Origin of the sequence: Skermanella mucosa (genome assembly GCF_016765655.2) — a bacterium.
In the GTDB taxonomy this organism is placed as follows: domain Bacteria; phylum Pseudomonadota; class Alphaproteobacteria; order Azospirillales; family Azospirillaceae; genus Skermanella; species Skermanella mucosa.
In genome coordinates, this window is record NZ_CP086106.1 from 1,449,086 (window position 1) to 1,467,735 (window position 18,650).

Annotated in this window: 12 protein-coding genes; 3 read left to right on the forward strand and 9 right to left on the reverse strand. The window is 66.4% G+C overall.

Annotated elements, in window-relative coordinates; translation table 11 throughout:
- Positions 1-38: 38 nt before the first annotated feature.
- Positions 39-1,469 (reverse strand): aldehyde dehydrogenase family protein, encoded by a 1,431-nt coding sequence (locus JL100_RS06650; RefSeq protein WP_202679951.1) that lies wholly within the window; start codon positions 1,467-1,469, stop codon positions 39-41.
- 157 nt (positions 1,470-1,626) lie between these two features.
- Positions 1,627-4,011 carry an esterase-like activity of phytase family protein gene (locus tag JL100_RS06655; RefSeq protein WP_202679952.1) on the reverse strand — a complete coding sequence of 795 codons (2,385 nt, stop codon included), beginning with the start codon at positions 4,009-4,011 and terminating at the stop codon, positions 1,627-1,629.
- A 166-nt stretch (positions 4,012-4,177) separates the two neighbouring features.
- On the opposite strand from JL100_RS06655, the gene JL100_RS06660 reads away from it, so the two are divergent.
- Positions 4,178-4,339 carry a hypothetical protein gene (locus JL100_RS06660; protein WP_202679953.1) on the forward strand — a complete coding sequence of 54 codons (162 nt, stop codon included), beginning with the start codon at positions 4,178-4,180 and terminating at the stop codon, positions 4,337-4,339.
- Positions 4,340-4,755: 416 nt separating this feature from the next.
- Positions 4,756-7,509 carry a calcium-binding protein gene (locus JL100_RS36480; RefSeq protein ID WP_202679954.1) on the forward strand — a complete coding sequence of 918 codons (2,754 nt, stop codon included), beginning with the start codon at positions 4,756-4,758 and terminating at the stop codon, positions 7,507-7,509.
- Positions 7,510-7,597: 88 nt separating this feature from the next.
- On the opposite strand, the gene JL100_RS06675 is transcribed toward JL100_RS36480, so the two are convergent.
- The 7 genes from JL100_RS06675 to JL100_RS06705 all read right to left on the reverse strand — a co-directional run bounded on the left by JL100_RS06675 (position 7,598) and on the right by JL100_RS06705 (position 16,353).
- On the reverse strand, positions 7,598-9,841 hold the full coding sequence (locus JL100_RS06675; protein ID WP_202679955.1) for a GumC family protein: 2,244 nt from the start codon (positions 9,839-9,841) through the stop codon (positions 7,598-7,600).
- A gap of 275 nt (positions 9,842-10,116) precedes the next feature.
- Positions 10,117-11,364, reverse strand: coding sequence for an O-antigen ligase family protein (locus JL100_RS06680; protein ID WP_202679956.1), 1,248 nt, complete (start codon positions 11,362-11,364; stop codon positions 10,117-10,119).
- Positions 11,361-12,371 carry a glycosyltransferase family 2 protein gene (locus JL100_RS06685; protein WP_202679957.1) on the reverse strand — a complete coding sequence of 337 codons (1,011 nt, stop codon included), beginning with the start codon at positions 12,369-12,371 and terminating at the stop codon, positions 11,361-11,363. Before JL100_RS06685 ends, JL100_RS06680 begins: the two co-directional genes overlap by 4 nt.
- Positions 12,372-12,387: 16 nt before the next feature.
- Positions 12,388-13,704 (reverse strand): MATE family efflux transporter, encoded by a 1,317-nt coding sequence (locus tag JL100_RS06690; protein ID WP_202679958.1) that lies wholly within the window; start codon positions 13,702-13,704, stop codon positions 12,388-12,390.
- Positions 13,705-13,713: 9 nt separating this feature from the next.
- Positions 13,714-14,622 carry a UDP-N-acetylmuramate dehydrogenase gene (gene murB / locus JL100_RS06695; protein WP_202679959.1) on the reverse strand — a complete coding sequence of 303 codons (909 nt, stop codon included), beginning with the start codon at positions 14,620-14,622 and terminating at the stop codon, positions 13,714-13,716.
- Entirely contained in the window at positions 14,598-16,010 is a 1,413-nt protein-coding gene (locus tag JL100_RS06700) for a UDP-N-acetylglucosamine 1-carboxyvinyltransferase (RefSeq protein WP_202679960.1), read from the reverse strand. Before JL100_RS06700 ends, murB begins: the two co-directional genes overlap by 25 nt.
- A 40-nt stretch (positions 16,011-16,050) precedes the next feature.
- Positions 16,051-16,353 (reverse strand): hypothetical protein, encoded by a 303-nt coding sequence (locus JL100_RS06705; protein ID WP_202679961.1) that lies wholly within the window; start codon positions 16,351-16,353, stop codon positions 16,051-16,053.
- 657 nt (positions 16,354-17,010) lie between these two features.
- On the opposite strand from JL100_RS06705, the gene JL100_RS06710 reads away from it, so the two are divergent.
- Positions 17,011-18,645 carry a calcium-binding protein gene (locus tag JL100_RS06710; RefSeq protein ID WP_202679962.1) on the forward strand — a complete coding sequence of 545 codons (1,635 nt, stop codon included), beginning with the start codon at positions 17,011-17,013 and terminating at the stop codon, positions 18,643-18,645.
- Positions 18,646-18,650: the final 5 nt, after the last annotated feature.

Here is an 18,650-nt window from a genome sequence, read left to right on the forward strand (position 1 = left end):
CCCTGTCGGTCTTCTTCTTGTAAGGTCCGGTCCTGCCGTCAGGGCAGGATGTAGCTCGTCTTCACCGTGGTGTAGAACTCCGCCGCGTAGCGGCCCTGCTCGCGCGGGCCGTAGCTGGACGCCTTCCGGCCGCCGAACGGCACATGGTAATCGACGCCCGCGGTCGGCAGGTTGACCATCACCATGCCGGCCTGGGAATTGGCGCGGAAATGGTTGGCGTGCTTCAGCGAGGTAGTGGCGATACCGGCCGACAGGCCGAACTGGGTGTCGTTGGCGACGTGCAGTGCCTCCTCGTAGTCCTTCACCCGGATCACCGTGCCGACCGGCCCGAAGATCTCCTCCCGGTTGACCCGCATGTCGTTGGTGGTCTCGGTGAACAGGCAGGGCGACATGTAGAAGCCCGGCGTGTCGCGGTTGAGGCGGTCGCCGCCGAACACCTTTCGGGCGCCTTCCTCCTGGCCGATCGCGACGTATTTCAAGTTTTGGTCGAGCTGTCGCTGGTCGACCGCGGGACCCATCTGGGTCTCCGGCTTCAGCGCGTCGCCGACCACAAGTTTGGAGATCCGCTCGGCCACGGCGTCGACGAACCGGTCGTGGATGCCCTGGGTGACGACCATGCGGGACGACGCCGTGCAGCGCTGGCCGGTCTGGAAATAGGCGCCGTTGACCGCGATGGAGACGGCGGTGTCGAGGTCGGCGTCGTCGAGCACGACCAGCGGGTTCTTGCCGCCCATCTCGAGCTGGAACTTGATCATGCGCTCGACCGCCTGGGCGGCCACCTTGCGGCCGGTCGGCACCGATCCGGTGAAGCTCAGCGCATCGACGCCACCGATCAGCGCCGAGCCGATCTTCGAGCCCGAGCCCATCACCAGGTTGAAGACGCCTTCCGGGATGCCGGCCCGGGAGATGATGTCGGCCAGCGCCCAGGCGCAGCCGGGGGTCAGTTCCGCCGGCTTCAGGACCACGCAATTGCCGTAAGCCAGGGCCGGGGCGATCTTCCAGGCGGGGATCGCGATCGGGAAGTTCCAGGGCGTGATCAGCCCGACCACGCCGATCGGCTCGCGGGTGATCTCGATCTCGACGCCGGGACGGGTCGAGGCCACTTTCTCGCCCTGGAGCCGCAGGACCTCGCCGCCGAAGAACTTGAAGATATGGCCGGCGCGGGTCGCCTCGCCGACGCCGTCGGCCAGCGGCTTGCCTTCTTCGCGGGCGAGCAGGCGGCCCAGCTCGTCGCGGCGCTCCAGGATCTCGTTGCCGATCTTCTCCAGCATGTCGGCGCGGTTCTGGATCGGCGACCGGGACCAGGCCGGGAAGGCGGTCCGGGCGGCCGCGACCGCCTGCTCGACCTGCTCCGCCGTCGCGGCGGCGTATTCCCCGACCACGTCGTCGGTGTTGGACGGATTGATGTTGCGGATGACGTCGGTGCTTTCGACCCAGCTACCCGCGATGAGATTCTTGTTGATCGTCATGTCTGCCGAGTTCCCTCTCGCCCGTGGCGCCGCCGCGTTGGTCGCGGCGCAGTTGTTGGTTGCCATGCTGGCAGGACCGAGCCGGTATGACCAAGGATAAATGCGCACGGGCCGCGAAGGTTCGCGCAGGGCTGATATGGCGTGATCCGCCGTGCCGCTATTCCGGGGAGCCGGCACCCACGGGCGCCGCTCCGCCGGGAATGTCGAGGGCGAAGCCCAGGAACTGGGTGGTCCGGGTCTTGCTGAAATTGTTGTCGCTGACCAGGATCAGGCTCTGGCGGCCGTCCGGCAGAACCGGCCCGAGCGCCAGCCCTTCGACGTTGCCGAGCGGCACGTCGAGCTTGGACAGGTCCAGCAGCAGCTCCTTGGTCACCGGTACGGGAGCCGGCCGGCCGGCGAGGCCGTGGATGCCGGAGATATCGTCGGCATCGCCGATTCGCACCTCGAACAGCTTGATCGCATGGCCGGCTCCCGTGCCGAAGGACCGTTCCAGCGCCAGGAGCGTGCCCTGGTCGTCGAGGGCGAGCAGTTCGACCAGGCCGCTGAGGGCCAATCCGCCGTCGGTCTTCGGCGGGGCGGCGATCGCCTCGGTGGGGTAGAGGTACTCCGCCTTGACCCGGCCGCTCGCGGTATCGAAAGCGAGGATCCGCGCCGGGCTTCCGCTGTCGAGGCTCGCTTCCGGACCGTCCTGGGACAGGGCGTTCTCCGTGGCGGAGTAGAGGGTCCGGTTGTCGGGCGTCAGGGTCAGGCTCTCGAAGGCGAGGTTGTTCCGGACACCCTGGGCGCCGTCCCCGTCGGGCAGGAACTTCGGCGGCACTTCCAGCGACCGGAGCTGCCGGCCGCCCAGGCCGAACTCCACCACGAAGGGCGGCACCCGGTTGGCGGCGTCGCCTTCCGAGGCGATGAACAGCGTTCCTCCGGCGCTCAGGGCGATGCCCTCGGGGTCCGCCGCGTCGTCCGGGAAGGGCAGCCCGTCCGGGGTGGTCAGCGTGACGGCCGCCATGACGGCGACGTCGCCATCGCCCAGGCGCCCGTCCGAGAGATCCAGGGCGAGGGTATGGAAGCGCGGTGCGCCGGTCTCGCCGCCGCGGCTGTCGGAGATGGCGTGGAACGCTCCGGTCGCCGGGTCCCGGGCGAGGCCCGACAGGCCGCCGACCTCCGTCCCTTCGACCCTGAAGCCGGCGGGCAGGGTCGCGATGCCCAGGAACTGGAGTCCGGTTTCGCCATGGAGTGCCCGGGCCGCGACGCCGGGGTGGTCGGTGAAGAAGCCGTCGGCACCGAGTTCGGTCAGCAGCCTGACCTGTTCGGGCAGCGTCAGCGCCGTGCCGTCCCGCTCCAGCGGCAGGAAATTCTCCTCCGCGCGCAGGGTATAGGGATGGACCAGCAGGCCGGCCTCGTGGGCATCCCGGATCAGCGGCCGGATTTCCCCGGTCAGGCGGGAGGTGATCCGGGCGGCGCCGTCGCCGTCCCCATCCACCGGCCGGTCGAGTCGCTCCCGCAGGAGGATGCTGTCGATCCAGGGGCCGATGCCTTCGGCATACCGGCCGGCGATGTGCTTCAGGACCCCGGGCGCCACGAGGTCGCCGTAGCCGGTCTGCCGGTCGATCGCGATGGGGAAGCCGTCGTAGGCCGACATGCCGGCGCCGCGTGCCGCGTTGTCCGGGTCGGTGTTGAAGGCGATGTCGTAGGGCGCGGAGAAGCCGCCGGACCCGCCGAGGCCGCCGAGCAGCTGGACCAGCGGCAGGTCGATGCCGGCGGCCGGCATGATCCTGTCCTGCAAGTCGATCAGGTTGGCGACTTCGAAGCTCTGGATGAAGACCCGGGACGGATCGGTGAAACCCTGCTCGGCCAGGGTCCGGACGAGGGACTGGCCCAGGTCGGTCCCGATGGGGGAGCCGCCGTCCACCATATCGAGCTTTCCGTTGCGGTTGGCGTCCTCCTTGGGGTCCAGGATGCCGTCGCCGTCCCGGTCCTCGTTCTGGCGAGTGCCTTCCAGGGCGTGGTAGGTGGGGTGCTTGGTCTCGGCATAGATCCCGACCTTGCGGCCGGTTTCCGCCTCCACCTGCTTGACGAGTTGGACGATCTCCTCCAGCGTCGGGATCTCGAACCGGCCGTCGAAGGCCGCGTTGTCCGGCCGGATGGCGGGGATGCGCTCGCGGGCGCCCAGCTGCTTGATCTCGGCAAGGGTGAAATCCTCGCTGAACCAGCCGGCGACCGGATCGCCGTCCAGCACCTTGGCGGTGAGTCGGGCGGCGAAATCGGGTTTCCCGTCGCCATCGCCGTCGAAATCGGCGACGTCGGTGGTCTGCTGGGCGACGACAGGGCGGCCATCGGCGCCGAACAGGATGTTGCCGTCCGCATCGAGGCGGGCCTGCGCCAGCAGATTCTCATGCCGGGCGATCAGGACGCCGTCCCGCGTCGCCACCAGGTCGGCCTCGACGAAGTCGGCGCCCTGGTCGACGGCGAGGCGGTAAGCCTCCAGCGTGTGCTCGGGACGGGAACCGCTCGCTCCCCGGTGACCGATGACGATCGGGACATCCATGGTGGTTTCCTTCTTCCCGGCCCGGCCCGGCCCGGTCCGGCTCCGCTCCGATGGGGATCAGGTGGGAGCGGCGTGTCGATCGGCCGCATGAATTTTCCATGTCAGGCACGGCGAACGGGTTGGTCGACGGTTGGCAGGATCAAGGAAACCACGGTACGGCGGAATCATGCTGAGCAAATTGCAGGATCTGATCGGGCGGCTGCGGCAGGCCATGCGCGAGCGCGTCCATGTCATGTCGGAACTGGAGAGGACGGAAGGCGACCTGGACAAGAGCCTGCGCCGGTACGGGAAACCGCCGCGCCGCGGCGGTTCGGACGAGGAGGCGTGACGGCCCGCCGGCCTTCAAGCAGACGTTAATTTGGAACGGAATTCGATGAACTTTCGGTTGGCTCCAGAAGCATCTTCGTTGAAATGGGCAGAACAACGCTTAATAGAACTATTATCTTCCATGTTCTACGAAGAATATTCACGTAAAGTCGAAGCATTGTCAAATTTGTCCTAAAGATGTAATTAACTCGTCACGGGTATCTTGTGGAGGTCTACTTTTGAGGTGCCTCCATGTCCAGCGCTCCCGTTCTTTGGTCTGCCCCAATCCTTAAGTTGAATCACACGGTCATAGATTTGAGCAAGACCGGAACGAGAACCTCCTGGGAGTTCTCCAGTGATGAAGACGTCCTTTTCATAGCGTCGGATGAAGTCAGAACGCTTGATCGCCTTCAGACGAAAGGTGGAAACAACATCGTCGTGATCGGCGGCAAATTCGAGCCGAACGATCACTCGACGCCGGTCGCCACCCTGAACTTCACCCATGTTTCCGGGTCGGTCTATGTGGAGGGCGTCCATATCGACCACCGCTATGCCGGTGAGAAGGACGCCATCTCCGTCTACAGCGCGGCGGGCAAGCAGGCCAATTTCACCCTGCAGAACTCGCTGATCGAGAACGTCAAGGGCAGCTACTACGGTGTCCACGGCGACGTCTTCCAGCCCCAGGGGCCGATCGGCGACGTCAAGTTCTACAATGTCTCGGCGTCCACGACGTACCAGGGCCTCTTCCTTCAGCCCAGGGATCCGATCAAGTCGGTCGAGCTGGAGAACGTGGAGATCAGGAAGCTGCCGGGCGGCGACGCGAAGTCCTGGTTGTATTACTTTTCCCAGCCCGGTGACCCGCTCTATCCCGTCTCCCTCAAGAACGTGTACGTTACCGAGCAGCCGGGCCAGCGCGCCGAGTACAACTCCGTCTATCCCCCGGTCGGCCTCGGCGGCGCGGTCCGCAGCGGCGACACGATCGAGTTTCCCAAGCTGCCCTATTCCGGGTCCATGACGGTCGGGACCGCGGGCTTCGTGTCGGCCGACGAGGTCGGGATCGGCTACGAGGCGAGCGGTCTCACGGCTTCCGGCGCCTTCCGCGGCACGGGCGCCGACGACGTCTTCCAGGGCGGCACCGGAACCGACACCCTCGACTATGGCTGGACCGCATCGGCGGTCGTGGTCGACTTGGCGCTCGGCAAGTCGAGCGGCGGGGGCGGCAACGACCGGTTCGGCGGGATCGAGAACGTCAAGGGGTCCGCCCATGCCGACCGGATCGTCGGCAGTTCCGGCGACAACGTGCTGTCGGGCGGCGCCGGCGACGACAGCCTGTCCGGCGGAAACGGGGCCGATCGCCTGGTCGGCGGGACGGGCCGGGACACGCTGCGCGGCGATGGCGGCGACGACTGGCTCGAAGGCGGGCAGGGCAACGACGTCCTGGACGGCGGAACCGGCTTCGATACCGTCGATTATTCGGACGCCCCGGGCGCCGTGGCGGTCGATCTCAATGCCGGAACGGCGACGGGGGCCGACGGGACGGATACGCTGACCTCCATCGAAGCCGTGGCGGGATCGGCCTTCGACGATACCCTGATCGGAAACTGGGCCGTCAATTTTCTGGCCGGCAATGCCGGAAACGACGTGCTGCGGGGAAGCGGCGGCGACGACTGGCTCTCCGGCGGGGCCGGCAACGATATCCTGGACGGCGGGACCGGCGCCGACAGGATGCTGGGCGGTGCCGGCGACGACACCTTCCATGTGGACAATGCCGGCGACAAGGTCGAGGAGAACGCGGGCGAGGGCATCGACATCGTCTATTCCTCGATTTCCTGGACCTTGGGAGCCCATATCGAGAACCTCACCTTCACCGGGTACGCGACGCTGACCGGGCGGGGCAACGGGTCTGCCAACGTCATGAGGGGCGGCGCCGGGGCCGATACGCTCCACGGGCTGGGCGGCGACGACCGGCTCCACGGCGGTGCCGGAAAGGACTATCTCTACGGCGGCGACGGCGCCGACATGCTGGACGGCGGCGACGCCAACGATACCCTGAAGGGAGGCGATGGAAACGACACCCTCTACGGCGGCGCCGGGAACGACTGGCTGGAGGGCGGCGCCGGTGCCGACAGCATGGTCGGCGGCACGGGGAACGACACCTACATCGTCAACGACGCGACCGACATCCTGATCGAGCGCGCCGGGGAGGGGACCGACACGGCCAGGTCGACGGTGTCCTACACCCTTTCCGCCGAGGTCGAGAACCTGACGCTTGAGGGAGACTCCAGCCTGTCCGGAACCGGCAACGCCTCCGCCAACGTGATCCGGGGCAACGCCGCGGACAATATCCTGAGGGGCATGGGGAGCAACGACACGCTCCACGGAAACGCGGGCGACGACTGGCTGGACGGCGGCGACGGGAACGACCTGCTCAACGGCGGCGAGGGCCACGACCTGCTGGAAGGCGGCGCCGGCAACGACCGCCTCGACGGCGGATCGGGCGCGGACCACATGATCGGCGGGTCGGGCGACGATACCTACTTCGTGGACGATGCGGGCGACCAGATCGTCGAGTATGCCGGCGGCGGCACCGACACGGTGCAATCCTCCGTCTCGCTGGTCCTGGCGAACGAGGTCGAGAACCTCGTCCTGGGAGGCACCGCCAACCTGGACGGCACCGGCAACGGCCTCAACAACAAGATCCAGGGGAACGGCGGGGCGAACCTGCTGCGGGGCGGCGGCGGCGGCGACTGGCTGCAGGGCTGGGCCGGAAACGACCGGCTCGAAGGCGGCGCCGGCAACGACGGCCTGGACGGCGGGGCGGGGAACGACGTCCTGATCGGCGGTGCCGGCCGCGACCGGCTGTCCGGCGGAGCGGGGGCCGACCGCTTCGTCTTCGACTCCATCGCCGACAGCGGGCCGGGATGGGGACAGCGGGACAACATCCTGGATTTCCAACCCGGGGTCGACATCATCGACCTGAAGGCGATCGACGCCAACGCCACGCTCCAGGGCGACCAGGCCTTCACCTTCATCGGCGAGGCCGCCTTCGGCAAGGTGGCCGGCCAGCTCCGGTGGTACGAGGCCAATGATTTCCGGATCGCCCAGGGCGACGTAAACGGGGACGGGGTGTCCGACTTCGAACTCCAGGTCACCGGCCCCACGTCGATCGAGAAGTCGTTCTTCCTTCTCTGAGCCGGTCGCCGAAACGGAAGGAGCCGCCCGGCGGTCGTGCCGGGCGGCTCCTTCCTGTTCGTGCCTTTCCGAGGGGCCGTTCCGGGGGTCAGTTCCGGAAGTAGCTTTCGTACTTGGCGCCGTAGGGGCTGTAGATCCCCTTGTCGTAGCTGGCGTAGCGGCGCATGTGGACCTGACTCAGCACCGCGGTCACATGGATGTCGTCGGCGAACCGGCGAAGCTTGCGCAGGCCGGCCAGGGCCGCCGACTTCGGCGTCTTGCCCCACTGGACCAGGTAGATGCACTGGGCCGCCATCGACGCCAGGATCGCGGCGTCATGGACCGCCCCGATCGGCGGGCTGTCGATGATCACCAGGTCGTAGTCGTGGGACGCCATGGTGACGAACTGCTGCATCCGCTCGGAGTTCAGCAGGAAGTCCGGCTCGGGCGTGGCCGAGAAGGACGGAGCCACGTCCACGCCAAGCCGCGGGTCGTGCCGGGGAACGGACTCGTAGGGCAGGCCCCGCTGAAGCATAGCGCTGAGGTCGACGCCGCCTTCCCGCTGGCGCCGGCTGGTCGCCCGCCGGCGCAGGTCGCCGTCGATGATCAGGACCTTGCGGCCCATCCGGGCCATCTGCACGGCGAAGGCCTCGCAGAAGGTGGTCTTGCCCTCGTCCGGCGCCGTCGACGTCACCAGGATCACGTTCCGGCCGGTCGTCGCGGTCCCCGCCTGGGTGGCGTGGGCGATGTCGCGCATTCCCTGCGCGAAGGTCGATCCGGGCCGGTCGCGGAGATAGGCGCCCGGGTTCTTGGCCCGGGAGCGGCTCAGCCGGGGGACCAGGCCGAGGACGGGTACGTTCAGGGACGCCTCGACGCTCTCCAGGCTGCGCATGCTGCGGTCGAGCAGGTCGCGCAGGACGGCGGCGACGGCCCCCAGCAGGACGCCCAGGATGGCGGCGCCCGCCAGCATCGGGATCTTCTGCGGGAAGGCGGGGAAGATCGGCGCCGCGGCCGCGGACACGACCGACAGGTCGGGTGCCGACAGGCGTTCCGGGTTGTCGATCGCCTTGTACTGCGCGAGCGTTTCCTCGAAGGTCGCCCTGAGCGCCCGGGCCTCGCTCTGGAGCTGGTCCAGCTGGGCGCGGGCCTGGCCCTGGCCGCCGATCTCCTCGGACAGGGTGTTGTAGGCCCGCTCCAGGCTGATCTCGCGCGCCTTGAAGGCGACCACGTTGGAGGCCAGGCCGGAAACGATCCGGCGCATCTCCGCCTGGATGTCGTTCCGCACGGCCGCCAGCCTGGACCGAAGCTCGATGATCACGGGATGGCGCCGGCCCAGCTGGGACTGTTCGGTGAGCTGCCGCGACAGCTCGCCTTCCTGCTCCCGCAGCCGCTGGATCACCGGCGAGTCGAGCATCTCCGCCACGGCGCCGCCGTCGTTCATGGCGTCCCGTGCCGATTGCAGCTTGGCTTCGGCGGTCTGCCGCTCGGCCCGGAGCTGGACCAGCTGGGCGTTCATCTCCGACATGCGCTGGACGAGGACGGGGCCGCTTTCCGTATCCACCATGTTGTTTTCGGCGCGGAAAGCCTGGACCTCCTGCTCCGCGGCGCGGACCTGCTCCCGCAGCTGGTTGATCGACTCGCCGAGCCACCCGGTGGCCGAGCGGGCCATGTTCAGCTTTTCGGCGCTCCGGTAGGCCAGATACTCCTCGACCAGGGTGTTCGCGATGCGCGCCGACTTGGTCGGATCGGAGGAATGGAAGCCGACAAGGATCGACAGCGATCCGGCATCGTTGGAAACGCTCAGGTTCCTCACCGTGGAGTCCACGGTCATGTAGCGGATGCCCTCCTCGGTCGGGGGCGGGCCGCCGCCGCGGATGAAGCCGACGACCGTGGAGTAGGCCTTGTCCCAGAGCCGGGAGAGCGTGCCCTGGTTGGGATCGTTCAGCACCGGATTGAACTCAGGATCCTCGACCAGGCCCAGCCGGTCGACCACCCGTCCGACGATCGTGCGGGACCTCATCACGTCGATCTCGGAGCGCAGACCGGCGTCCTCCCCGGAAATCGCCGGCAGCAGCGCCTCCAGGCCGCTCCCCTTGGCCGCACCGCTCTCCGCCTTGAGAAGGACGGACGACTGGTACTGGGGGGCCATCTGGGTCAGGACCGTGCCCGCCAAGGCGGCCGTCAGCAGCGTCACGGCGAGGATCAGCCAGCGCTCCCGGTACAGCAGCGAGAAGAACCTCGACAGGTCGATGATCCGGTCTTCCTCGGGTGGACGAATCTGGAGGACGACGGAGCCGCCCTCCCGCGTTGGAGGCAACTCCCTGGATGGGGCGGAAAGTTGGTTACGTGCCATGGCAAGTTCCTCCAGCGCAACCTCTCGGGTCGGTCACCACAAATACGAGAGAAGAAGATCGCAATACATGTTGATCTTGTTCCTGACCGGCTATCATGTAACTCTGCATGTTCCTCAACGTACTATTTCACATCAAATGACGTGTACTCTCGCCCGGTGTCCCAAGACGCTAGCCTTAGCATCGATTCTTTGCATCTGCAAAGGCGCGACTTGGCCGAATAGCCGTACGATAAGGGCTATCCGGATATCGGCGTCCTTCCGGAAGGTTCACGATCCTACGATCGGATTGCCTCTCGCGTAGTCACGACGGAGGCAGGGTAGCCTTGGGCGGCGCCGGACTGCCGGCTCGGCACGATGCGGCGGAGCAGCGACATTTCCCGCGCTTCCTGGCAGACCAGCAGGATTATCAGGCCGTAGATCGGGCTGAGCTTGTTGCTGCCCGCGGTGATTCCCATCATGCCGGTGATCATGCAGTAGACCGAGGTCACCAGCGCAGGAGACAGCACGCCGAAAGCGCGGGTATAGGCAATGCCGCTCCTGATGGTGGAGATGAAGAAGGCGGTGAGCAGCAGGGCCGCCGGCCAGCCATTCTCGAACGCCGCGTTGAGCCACATGTTGTGGGCGTGGGCGGGAACCCAGTTCCACTTGTCGACGGCGCCGAAACGGAAAGTCGCCAGCCCGTGGCCGACGATCGGTTCATCGCGGATGGCGTCGAGCGTCATCAGCCAGATCGGGATCCGGTTGGTCAGGGTGCCGTCGGCATCGCCCCGGGACAGCAGGGTCGCGGCGATGATCATCAGGCAGGCTCCCGCGACCCCGCTGAGGGTCAGCAGCAGGAACGTGCTGCCCATGTCACGGCGGAGGCGGTAGATCATCACCCCCAGGATCATGAGCATGGACACCGCCGTGAAGAACCGGGCCTGCGTCGCGGCCAGGGAGATCAGGCAGACGGCGAGCACGCTGCACAGGATCAGGACGCGCCGGCTCAGGCCGTGCCCGCGGTCGGTCAGCCACATCATGACGAAGGTCGCCGCCAGCCCGGTCACGAGCGCCAGACGCTGCTCGTGGGTCAGGATGCTCTTGAACCGCCAGATGAAGGGGTTGTCCGACAGCATGGCGTTCTGTCCGGCGCCCAGCGCCAGCCAGCCCATCAGGCTGACCACGACGGCCGAGGCGACGAAGGCGCGCATCGACAGGTCGGTGGGCAGGCCCGACAGGCCGATGCCGACCAGCAGCGCCAGGACGAGGATGGTCAGCGCGAAAGCTGATTCCGCGACATTGCCGGACCAGACCGTCGTCGCGGCCACCCATCCCAGATATGCCATCAGCCAGACCACCGGAGGCGACGCCACCACGGCGTGGGGCATCCGCATCAGGCGCGGGCTCAGCAGGAGCACCGCGCCGCCGAGGATCAGCGGCACGAAGGGGGCGAACAGGCGGCGCTCCTCGTCGCCGAAGCGCGGCGACTGCACCTCCGTCAGGGTGAAGGCGACGAACGCCAGAAACAGAAGGAAACGACTCATGGAATTGCCTTGGGTGCTCGGCGCTCGATCGTCAGTATACGATCAAGAAGCGGGCGCGTGACCCGGTCCATCGGCTTTCCGGCAAGGCTACTCAGGATTAGGTAGGCTGCCCTGAAGCGCCGCGAGGACAGGTGCTTGGCGGCGAGCTGGTGGGCCTGCGCGGCGTTTCCGAAGAGCATCAGCTTGGACGCGGCCTTGAAGATCTGGGCCTGGATCGACTGTTCGCGGAGCGCCACGATGCTGTCGATGCCGCGCGCCCGCAGCTCGGCCAGCCGCTCCTCCTGGAGGGCCGGGCTCAGGTGCGAGAGCTGGACCGCGAACTGGGTGAAGCGGACCTGCCTGCTCAGTTTCGCGGGCTCGAAAGAGACGCCGTCGAACTGGACGAAACGGTCGTACAGCACCTCGGGCACGACCGCGAACCTGCCTTGCCCGATCAGCCTGAGCCACAGGTCGTAGTCCTGGGAGAAGGTGAACTCGCTCCGGTAGCCGCCGGCCCGTTCGTAGGCGTCCCGGCGGAACATCACCTCTCCGTGCGAGAAGATATTGCTCTTCCGGAGCTTGTCGAGCGTCAGGCCGTCGGCGGACGGGGTCCGCACCCGGACCATTCCGCTGCCTTCCACGATGTTGCGGTAATGGCAGCCGACCGCGACCACGTCGGGGTTCCGCTCGAACATCTCGACCTGCCGGGCCAGCCGGTCGGGAGCCGACGCGTCGCCCGAGCCCTGGACCGCGACGTAGCGTCCCCGGGACCGGGCGATCGCGTTCATGATTCCCTTGGTGAAGCCGGTGTTCCGCTCGTGGTGGATCACGGTCAGGCGGGGATCGTCATAGGCGTCCAGCTGCTCTCCGGTATCGTCCTTCGAACAGTCGTCGAACGCGATCAGCTCGAAGTTCGCGAAGCTCTGGCCGAGGATCGAATCGATGGTCCGCCGTACCAGGGGGCCGCGGTTGTAGTAGCCGGTAACCACGGAAACCAGGGGGGAAACCAGGGGCGCGGACGGGCGCACGGAGTTTTGGTTTCGTTCAGGCGACATGGAACTTCCTTTGGCGGCGCACGATCTTCAGGGACAGGTTGCGAAGGATGCTCCACAATTCCCGGGGGCGAATCAGCAGAACATCGATCGGGGACGTCTTGAACCTTCGGCAGAACAGGATCAGGATCCCGACGGCCCCGGCGGCCTGGACGATGACGGTGGCTGCCGCCGCGCCGATCAGCCCGTATTCCGGGATCAGCAGCCAGCACAGGAGGCCCTGGATGACGATGGAAGGCCCGAGCACCGCGGTGCCGGCGAGGGGCTGGCCCTGGGACGCCAGGTACATCTGCAGCATGCGCGCCAGCGCCCCGAACGGCGCGCCGATCATCAGGATCCGCAGGGCGCCGACGGCGGGCAGGAAGTCGCTTCCGAGCATCAGATAGACGACCGGATGCGCCCCGACCGCTAGGACCACCGATATGCAGATGAACAGGAAGACGGAGAACCGGATCATGCCCAGGGCCGAGGCGAGATCCTCGGCGCGACCCGACTCCCTGACACCTTGCGAGAACAGGGTCGTGCCCACCGCGACCGCGATCTCCGAGAAGATCTCGCACAGCTTGGACACGCCGAAATAGCGCCCGGCGTCGGCCAGCGAGGAAAGCGTGTTGACCAGATGGGCGACCAGGAGGCCGTTGCCCATGTAGAGGGAGTAGGGGAGGATGTATTTCATCCCCGTCCGCTGGAGGCGCCAGAACCCCGCCAGCTCCAGGGGAGCCCGGCCGGCGGCGCCGAGGCGCAGCGTCCATCCGACATAGACGGCGGCTACCAGCTGACCTCCGAACGTCGCTCCCAGCGCGAACTCCAGGGTCACGTCGTCCAGGAGCGCCATGGGGGCGAGAAACGCCAGCGGGATGATCCGCCCGATCAGGTCGGCCCAGGCGAGCTGCTCGACCTTGCCCTCGCCCAGGTTCATTCCCTGGTAGATGTTGACGAACAGCATCGGCAGGAGCATGGCGACCGCCAGCCCCTTGGCAACGGGCGAGATATCCTCGTAGGGCCACAGGAGCAGGGTCGCGATGGCCAGGGACGCCAGCGAACTGAGCACCCAGCTGATCAGGCTGGCCTGCTCGATCTGCGCACGGCTCGCCGCCTGCTGGCCCAGGCTCCTGGCTCCGGCCTGGCGCATTCCCAGATGCCCGACCGAGGACAGGAAAAGGGCTACCAGCGCCGAATAGGCGTAGAAGCCGAACTCGTGGGAGTCCAGCGCCCGCGCCACGACGAGCAGGGTCAGCAGGGCGGTGAAACGGACAAGCAGGCGCGACGAGAACAGCACAGCCGCCTGGCCGAGGGGTTTGAGCCGCATTGCGTGTTCTCAGATCAGGAAAGTGACTTCGGGGTCCAGAGCGACGCCGAAGCGCGATGCGACGGATTCCTGGATGTGTTCGACCAGGTTCCGGATGTCGTCGGACGTGGCCGCACCCGTGTTCTCGATCCAGTTCGCATGCTTGTGGCTGATCATGGCGCTGCCGATGCTGCAGCCCTTCAGGCCGGCATTCTCGATGTACCAGCCGGCCGCGGCGCCGCCCGCCGGCTGCTTGAAGGTGCTTCCGGCGGTGCGGCGGTCCAGCGGCTGCTTGGCATGCCGGTCCGCCATGTGGGACCGGATCTCCGACATGAGTTCCTTCGGGTCCCCCATCGAAGGGCCGCGGAAGACGGCTTCCGTGACCATCCATCGCTTCTCCGCCAGTTTGCTCTGCCGGTAGTCGAGGCCGAGTTCGCTTGCGGGGACGGTGGCGGTTTCGCCCGAGGCGAGGTCGACGACCGTGGCGGCCTCGAGGACCGTCGAGATCTCCCGGCGCCCCTTGGCGGTCAGGCCCGCGTTCATGGCGGTCCCGCCGCCGACCGAGCCAGGGATGCCGACCAGGAACCCGAAGCCGGCGATCCCGGCACGGGATGCGGTCCGAGCCAGCTTGGGAAGCTGCACGCCGGCGCCGGCACGCACCGTCGATCCCTCGACCTCGATGTCGGTGAAGCTGTTGCGCAGGCAGATCACCAGGCCGTCGAAGCCGCGGCTGTCGATCAGGACGTTGGAGCCGCGGCCGAGCACGCGGACGGGAATGCCGGTTTCCCGGCACCGCCGCAGGACGTCGGACAGGGCATCGCCATCGGGTTCCCAGAACCACCGCGCCGTCCCGCCGACCTTCCATGTCGTGTAGGGGTGGAGCGGTTCGTCGCGGCGGATCGGCCGTTGCGTAGTCAGCCCGGCAAAGGGGTCAGGCATGCTGCGCCTCGCTTGTTGAGAGGAGTATTCTGTTCCGCGGACGACGCGGGAGAGTAGGTTGCGTTGACCCGCTGGATCCTGGCCCCGAGGGACGACAGCACGGTCGCCAGGTCGGCATAGCCGCGGTCCAGCTGATAGATGTTCCCGATCGACGTCCTGCCCTCGGCCGCCAGGGCCGCCACGACGACCGCGGCACCTCCCCGGATGTCTGTAGCCTGAACGTCGGAAGCGTGAAGCCGTTCCACGCCCTCGACCACGGCGATCTTGCCGTCCTGTCCGTTGACGCAGGTGAATCCCCCGTCGACCACGTCGATGCGGGCGCCCATCCGCACCAGTTCCGGGCAATACCGGAAACGGTCGTCCAGGATGGTCTCGGTCACCCGCGAGGTGCCCCGGGCGAGGGACATCATGACGGTGTGGAGCGGCTGGATGTCGGTGTGGAAGCCGGGATAGGGCCGGGTGGCGACGTCCTGGGCGGTCAGCCTGTCGGGGCATGCGACGCCGAATCCGGTCGCCGTCGGCTGGACCCGGAGACCTGCGGCCTGCCAGACTTCGAACTCGTTGGCCAGGTATTCCGCGCCGACGCCCGTGACCAGGGCCTCGCCGCGGGTGCAGGCCACCGCCGCCGCCAGCGTCGCCGCGAACACGCGGTCGCCCAGGATCTGGTGCGAGACGCCCCGCAGCTTCCGCGGTCCGGTGACCGACAGGGTGCGGTTGGCGTCCCAGGCGATCTCGGCTCCCATGGACTGCAGGAGCGTGATCGTGTCGATCACCTCGGGGTTCAGGGCGGCGTTGTGCAGGATCGACTGCTGCCCGACCCGTCCCGCGGCGGCGAACAGGAAGTTCAGCGTGGCACCGAACGACGGATAGTGGAACGAGGTCGTGACGGTTTCCGCCTTCGGGCCGCCGCAGATGCTGAACGACCGCTCGTTATCGAAGACGAAATACCCGAAATCGGAGAACAGCTGCGCGTGCAGGTCATGCTTGCGGCTGCCCAGCGAGCAGCCGCCGACGCCGGTCAGGTCGGCGGGGACCTGGTAGAAGGCCGACAGGCCCATGAGCAGGAGGACATGGCGGAACCGCGTCGACAGCTCGGGCGAGAAGGCCCCGCCGTGCCAGCCGCTTCCGTCCAGGGTGACGGTGCTGGGACCGTCGAAGGTGATCCGCACGCCATGGGCGCCGAGGGTCGTGATCATCAGCCTGACATCGGCCAGGTCGAGCGGCACGTTGGTCAGCGTGGTCGGCTCTCTGGACAGACAGGCCGCGACGAGGGCCGGCAGCGTGGCGTTCTTGGCGCCGGGAACGCGGACTTGCCCGGTCAGACGCGCGCCGCCCTCGATGGAGATGAAGTCGGTAGCGTTGTTGGCAGCGGGGCGAGGGGTCCACATGCATCTGGTCCTTTCGATGTGGGTTCGGCCGGCCTCGGCCTCAAAGACTGATGGCCGTCGGGCCGGTACCCTGAACGATCGGTTCGAGATCGCGGGTGCCGTGAAAACGTTGGGAAACGGGAGTGGGCGATCCGATGACCCGGGTCATCGGATCGTTCCGGGAAGCGCAACGGAACCGCATCGCCACCGGCGAGCCCGCACGGGGAAGCTGCTCCGCGAGGCTTGCCGATCCGGCTTCGTCCCGCCAGGTCATCGCCTTGGCAGACTCCGGTTCGGGATCGTTCGCAGGGGGATCTTCAGCATGTCCGGAGAGCAACGGGAAGGAAAAAATCTGTGGACTCATCGATCGTGGCGGGGCTTCTGGTCGGGAATCTCTGTCATGGCGCGAGGCTTCTCAGCAGGCAAACACTCATCAAACTTGGTTGCGGAGGCCGATTCAATACTGTCCAATTTAAAGAATAGGATTGGTATAAATTTGTCACCGACAACGTTCCTTAAAAAGAATGCAATCCAGCTGGGTTATGCGCTGCAGCATCACTATTGTATCTCCATCGGCAAAGGGCAAAGCAAAAAATGGACGCGGGAAACCTCCTTGATATGTTTGCGCGCTGAAGACCAAGGGATTTAAAGATTGGTGTTAATACCGATACGCCAGAGAGGTGCTAATCTTATAGGCTATTTCAGGTGAAACCATAGCAAAATGGCATCATGGCAAACTCTAATCTGTCCATTTTAGAGCAGTTTATTAGATAAGAATTGATAAAATCCATTTTCATCTCAAGTTTGTCCCTTTTTCCGCTTCAACTTTATCATCGATATGAGGGGAGTTTAGTCTTTGACATTGTTCGAATCCGCAAAACTGCCGATCCCGATCAGAGCCTCCGACAAAAGGGCTATGAGGGTCGGGGGGCGCCTATCCATGATGCCCGGCGATACAGCAGTTGCGAGAATTACTCTCTTTGTTTGTAAGCTCGTCACAATGATTGCCATGGTGCTTGCCTTGACAGGGGAATATGCCGGGGCCGGGGAGTCGCGATCCGGCATTCCCGACAGGATCGTGCCCCTCGGCATATCGGCCCCGGAGCTTCAGGAGATGATCGAGGACGCCCCGGCCGGGGCGACGATCCGGTTTCAGGCCGGGCGCTATGAATTCTCGTCCAAGATCGAGATCAGGCGCGGCGACATCGCCCTGGAGGGGGCGGGGATCGGCAGGACCATGCTGGAGTGGAGTTTCCCGCCGGGATCGGGCGACAATGCCTTGGAATTCGTCGGCGGAACCGCCGGCCCCGCGTTCAAGCTGGCTTCGGACGCGAAGGCGTCGGACCGCACCATCCGGATCCGGGGCGAGAACGCGGTCCGGCCCGGAGCGGTCCGGCCCGGAGATGCGATCCACCTGTCCCAGCCCAATGACGATGCCTATTTCGACGCGATCGGCTTTCGGCGGGACGCGGTCAAGCCGTGGATGTTCAAGTTTCCCTTGAGGGAGACTCTGGCCGTGGTGGAGAAGGTCGAGGGGAGCCTGATCAGCCTTAGCCTTCCCGTGGGGTTCGACTATTCGGCGGGCTCCGCGGCGGCGAAGCGGCTGGACCTGCTGGCAGGCGTTTCCATCTCGGACATGACGATCACCTATGCCTACGGACGGGCGGACCCGCTGAGCTGGGGCAAGGAGACGCTTCCGGACTTCAAGATGCATACCTATGCGCTTCGGCTGGACGGGCTGAGGGGACCGCGCCTCAGGAACATCCATGTCCAGGATGCCGCCAGCGGGGCGTTCGGCTTCTACAGGACCTATGGCCTGGACGGCGAGCGGCTTTCGTCCGACGGCGCGCACAACAAGAAGGGCGGGCAGGGCTACGCCGTCCATCTCGGGACGGTCTTCGCCAGCCGGCTGCGCGACCTTTCGGACCGGGGAATGCGGCACAGCGTGACCTTCCACAGCTGGTCGGCCAATGCCTACAACGACATTTCGATCGATTTCACCGACCGGGACGTCAACTTCCACGGGGGCAGGAGCCATCACAACCAGGTGCTGGTGAAAAGGTCGGATGTCTATGACGGACACGGAATGTGGATTCCGGCGGTCTACTGGAACATGGACGGCGAACGCTGGGGGCCGCCGTCCGACGTGCGAACGAACCGCGTGACGTTCGAGAACGCCGTCGGCGGGCGCAACAAGGACGATCTGCTGATCGCGGCCGCCGGCGGTGCCCGGCTGGATGGAAAGTCCGGAAACAATATCCTGGTGGCCGGACCTGGCGACGACGTCCTGTCGGGCGGTTCGGGAGCCGACACCTTCGTCATCTGCGCCGACGGCAGCCACGACACCATCGTCAACTTCGACCCAAAAACCGATATCCTTGCCGTCTGCGATGCCGGCCGGCAGGCAGGCCGGTCGGGCGTGACCGCCCTCGCCGTAGCCAAGCTCGCCTCCGGCGTGGCGGGGGACGGCGGGATCCGCGGGGGAGACGGCGGGAAGAGCCCCGAGGCGGCGTACCGGACGAAGAACGGCACGCGGGTCGACCTGGGAAAGGCCGGGGGAGGGACGGTCGATATCGAGAATGCCAGCCCGTCCGACCTGCGCATCCTCGATACGCGCGATCTTCCCGAGGCCGTGAAGCGGATGGGACTGTTCTGAGGAGG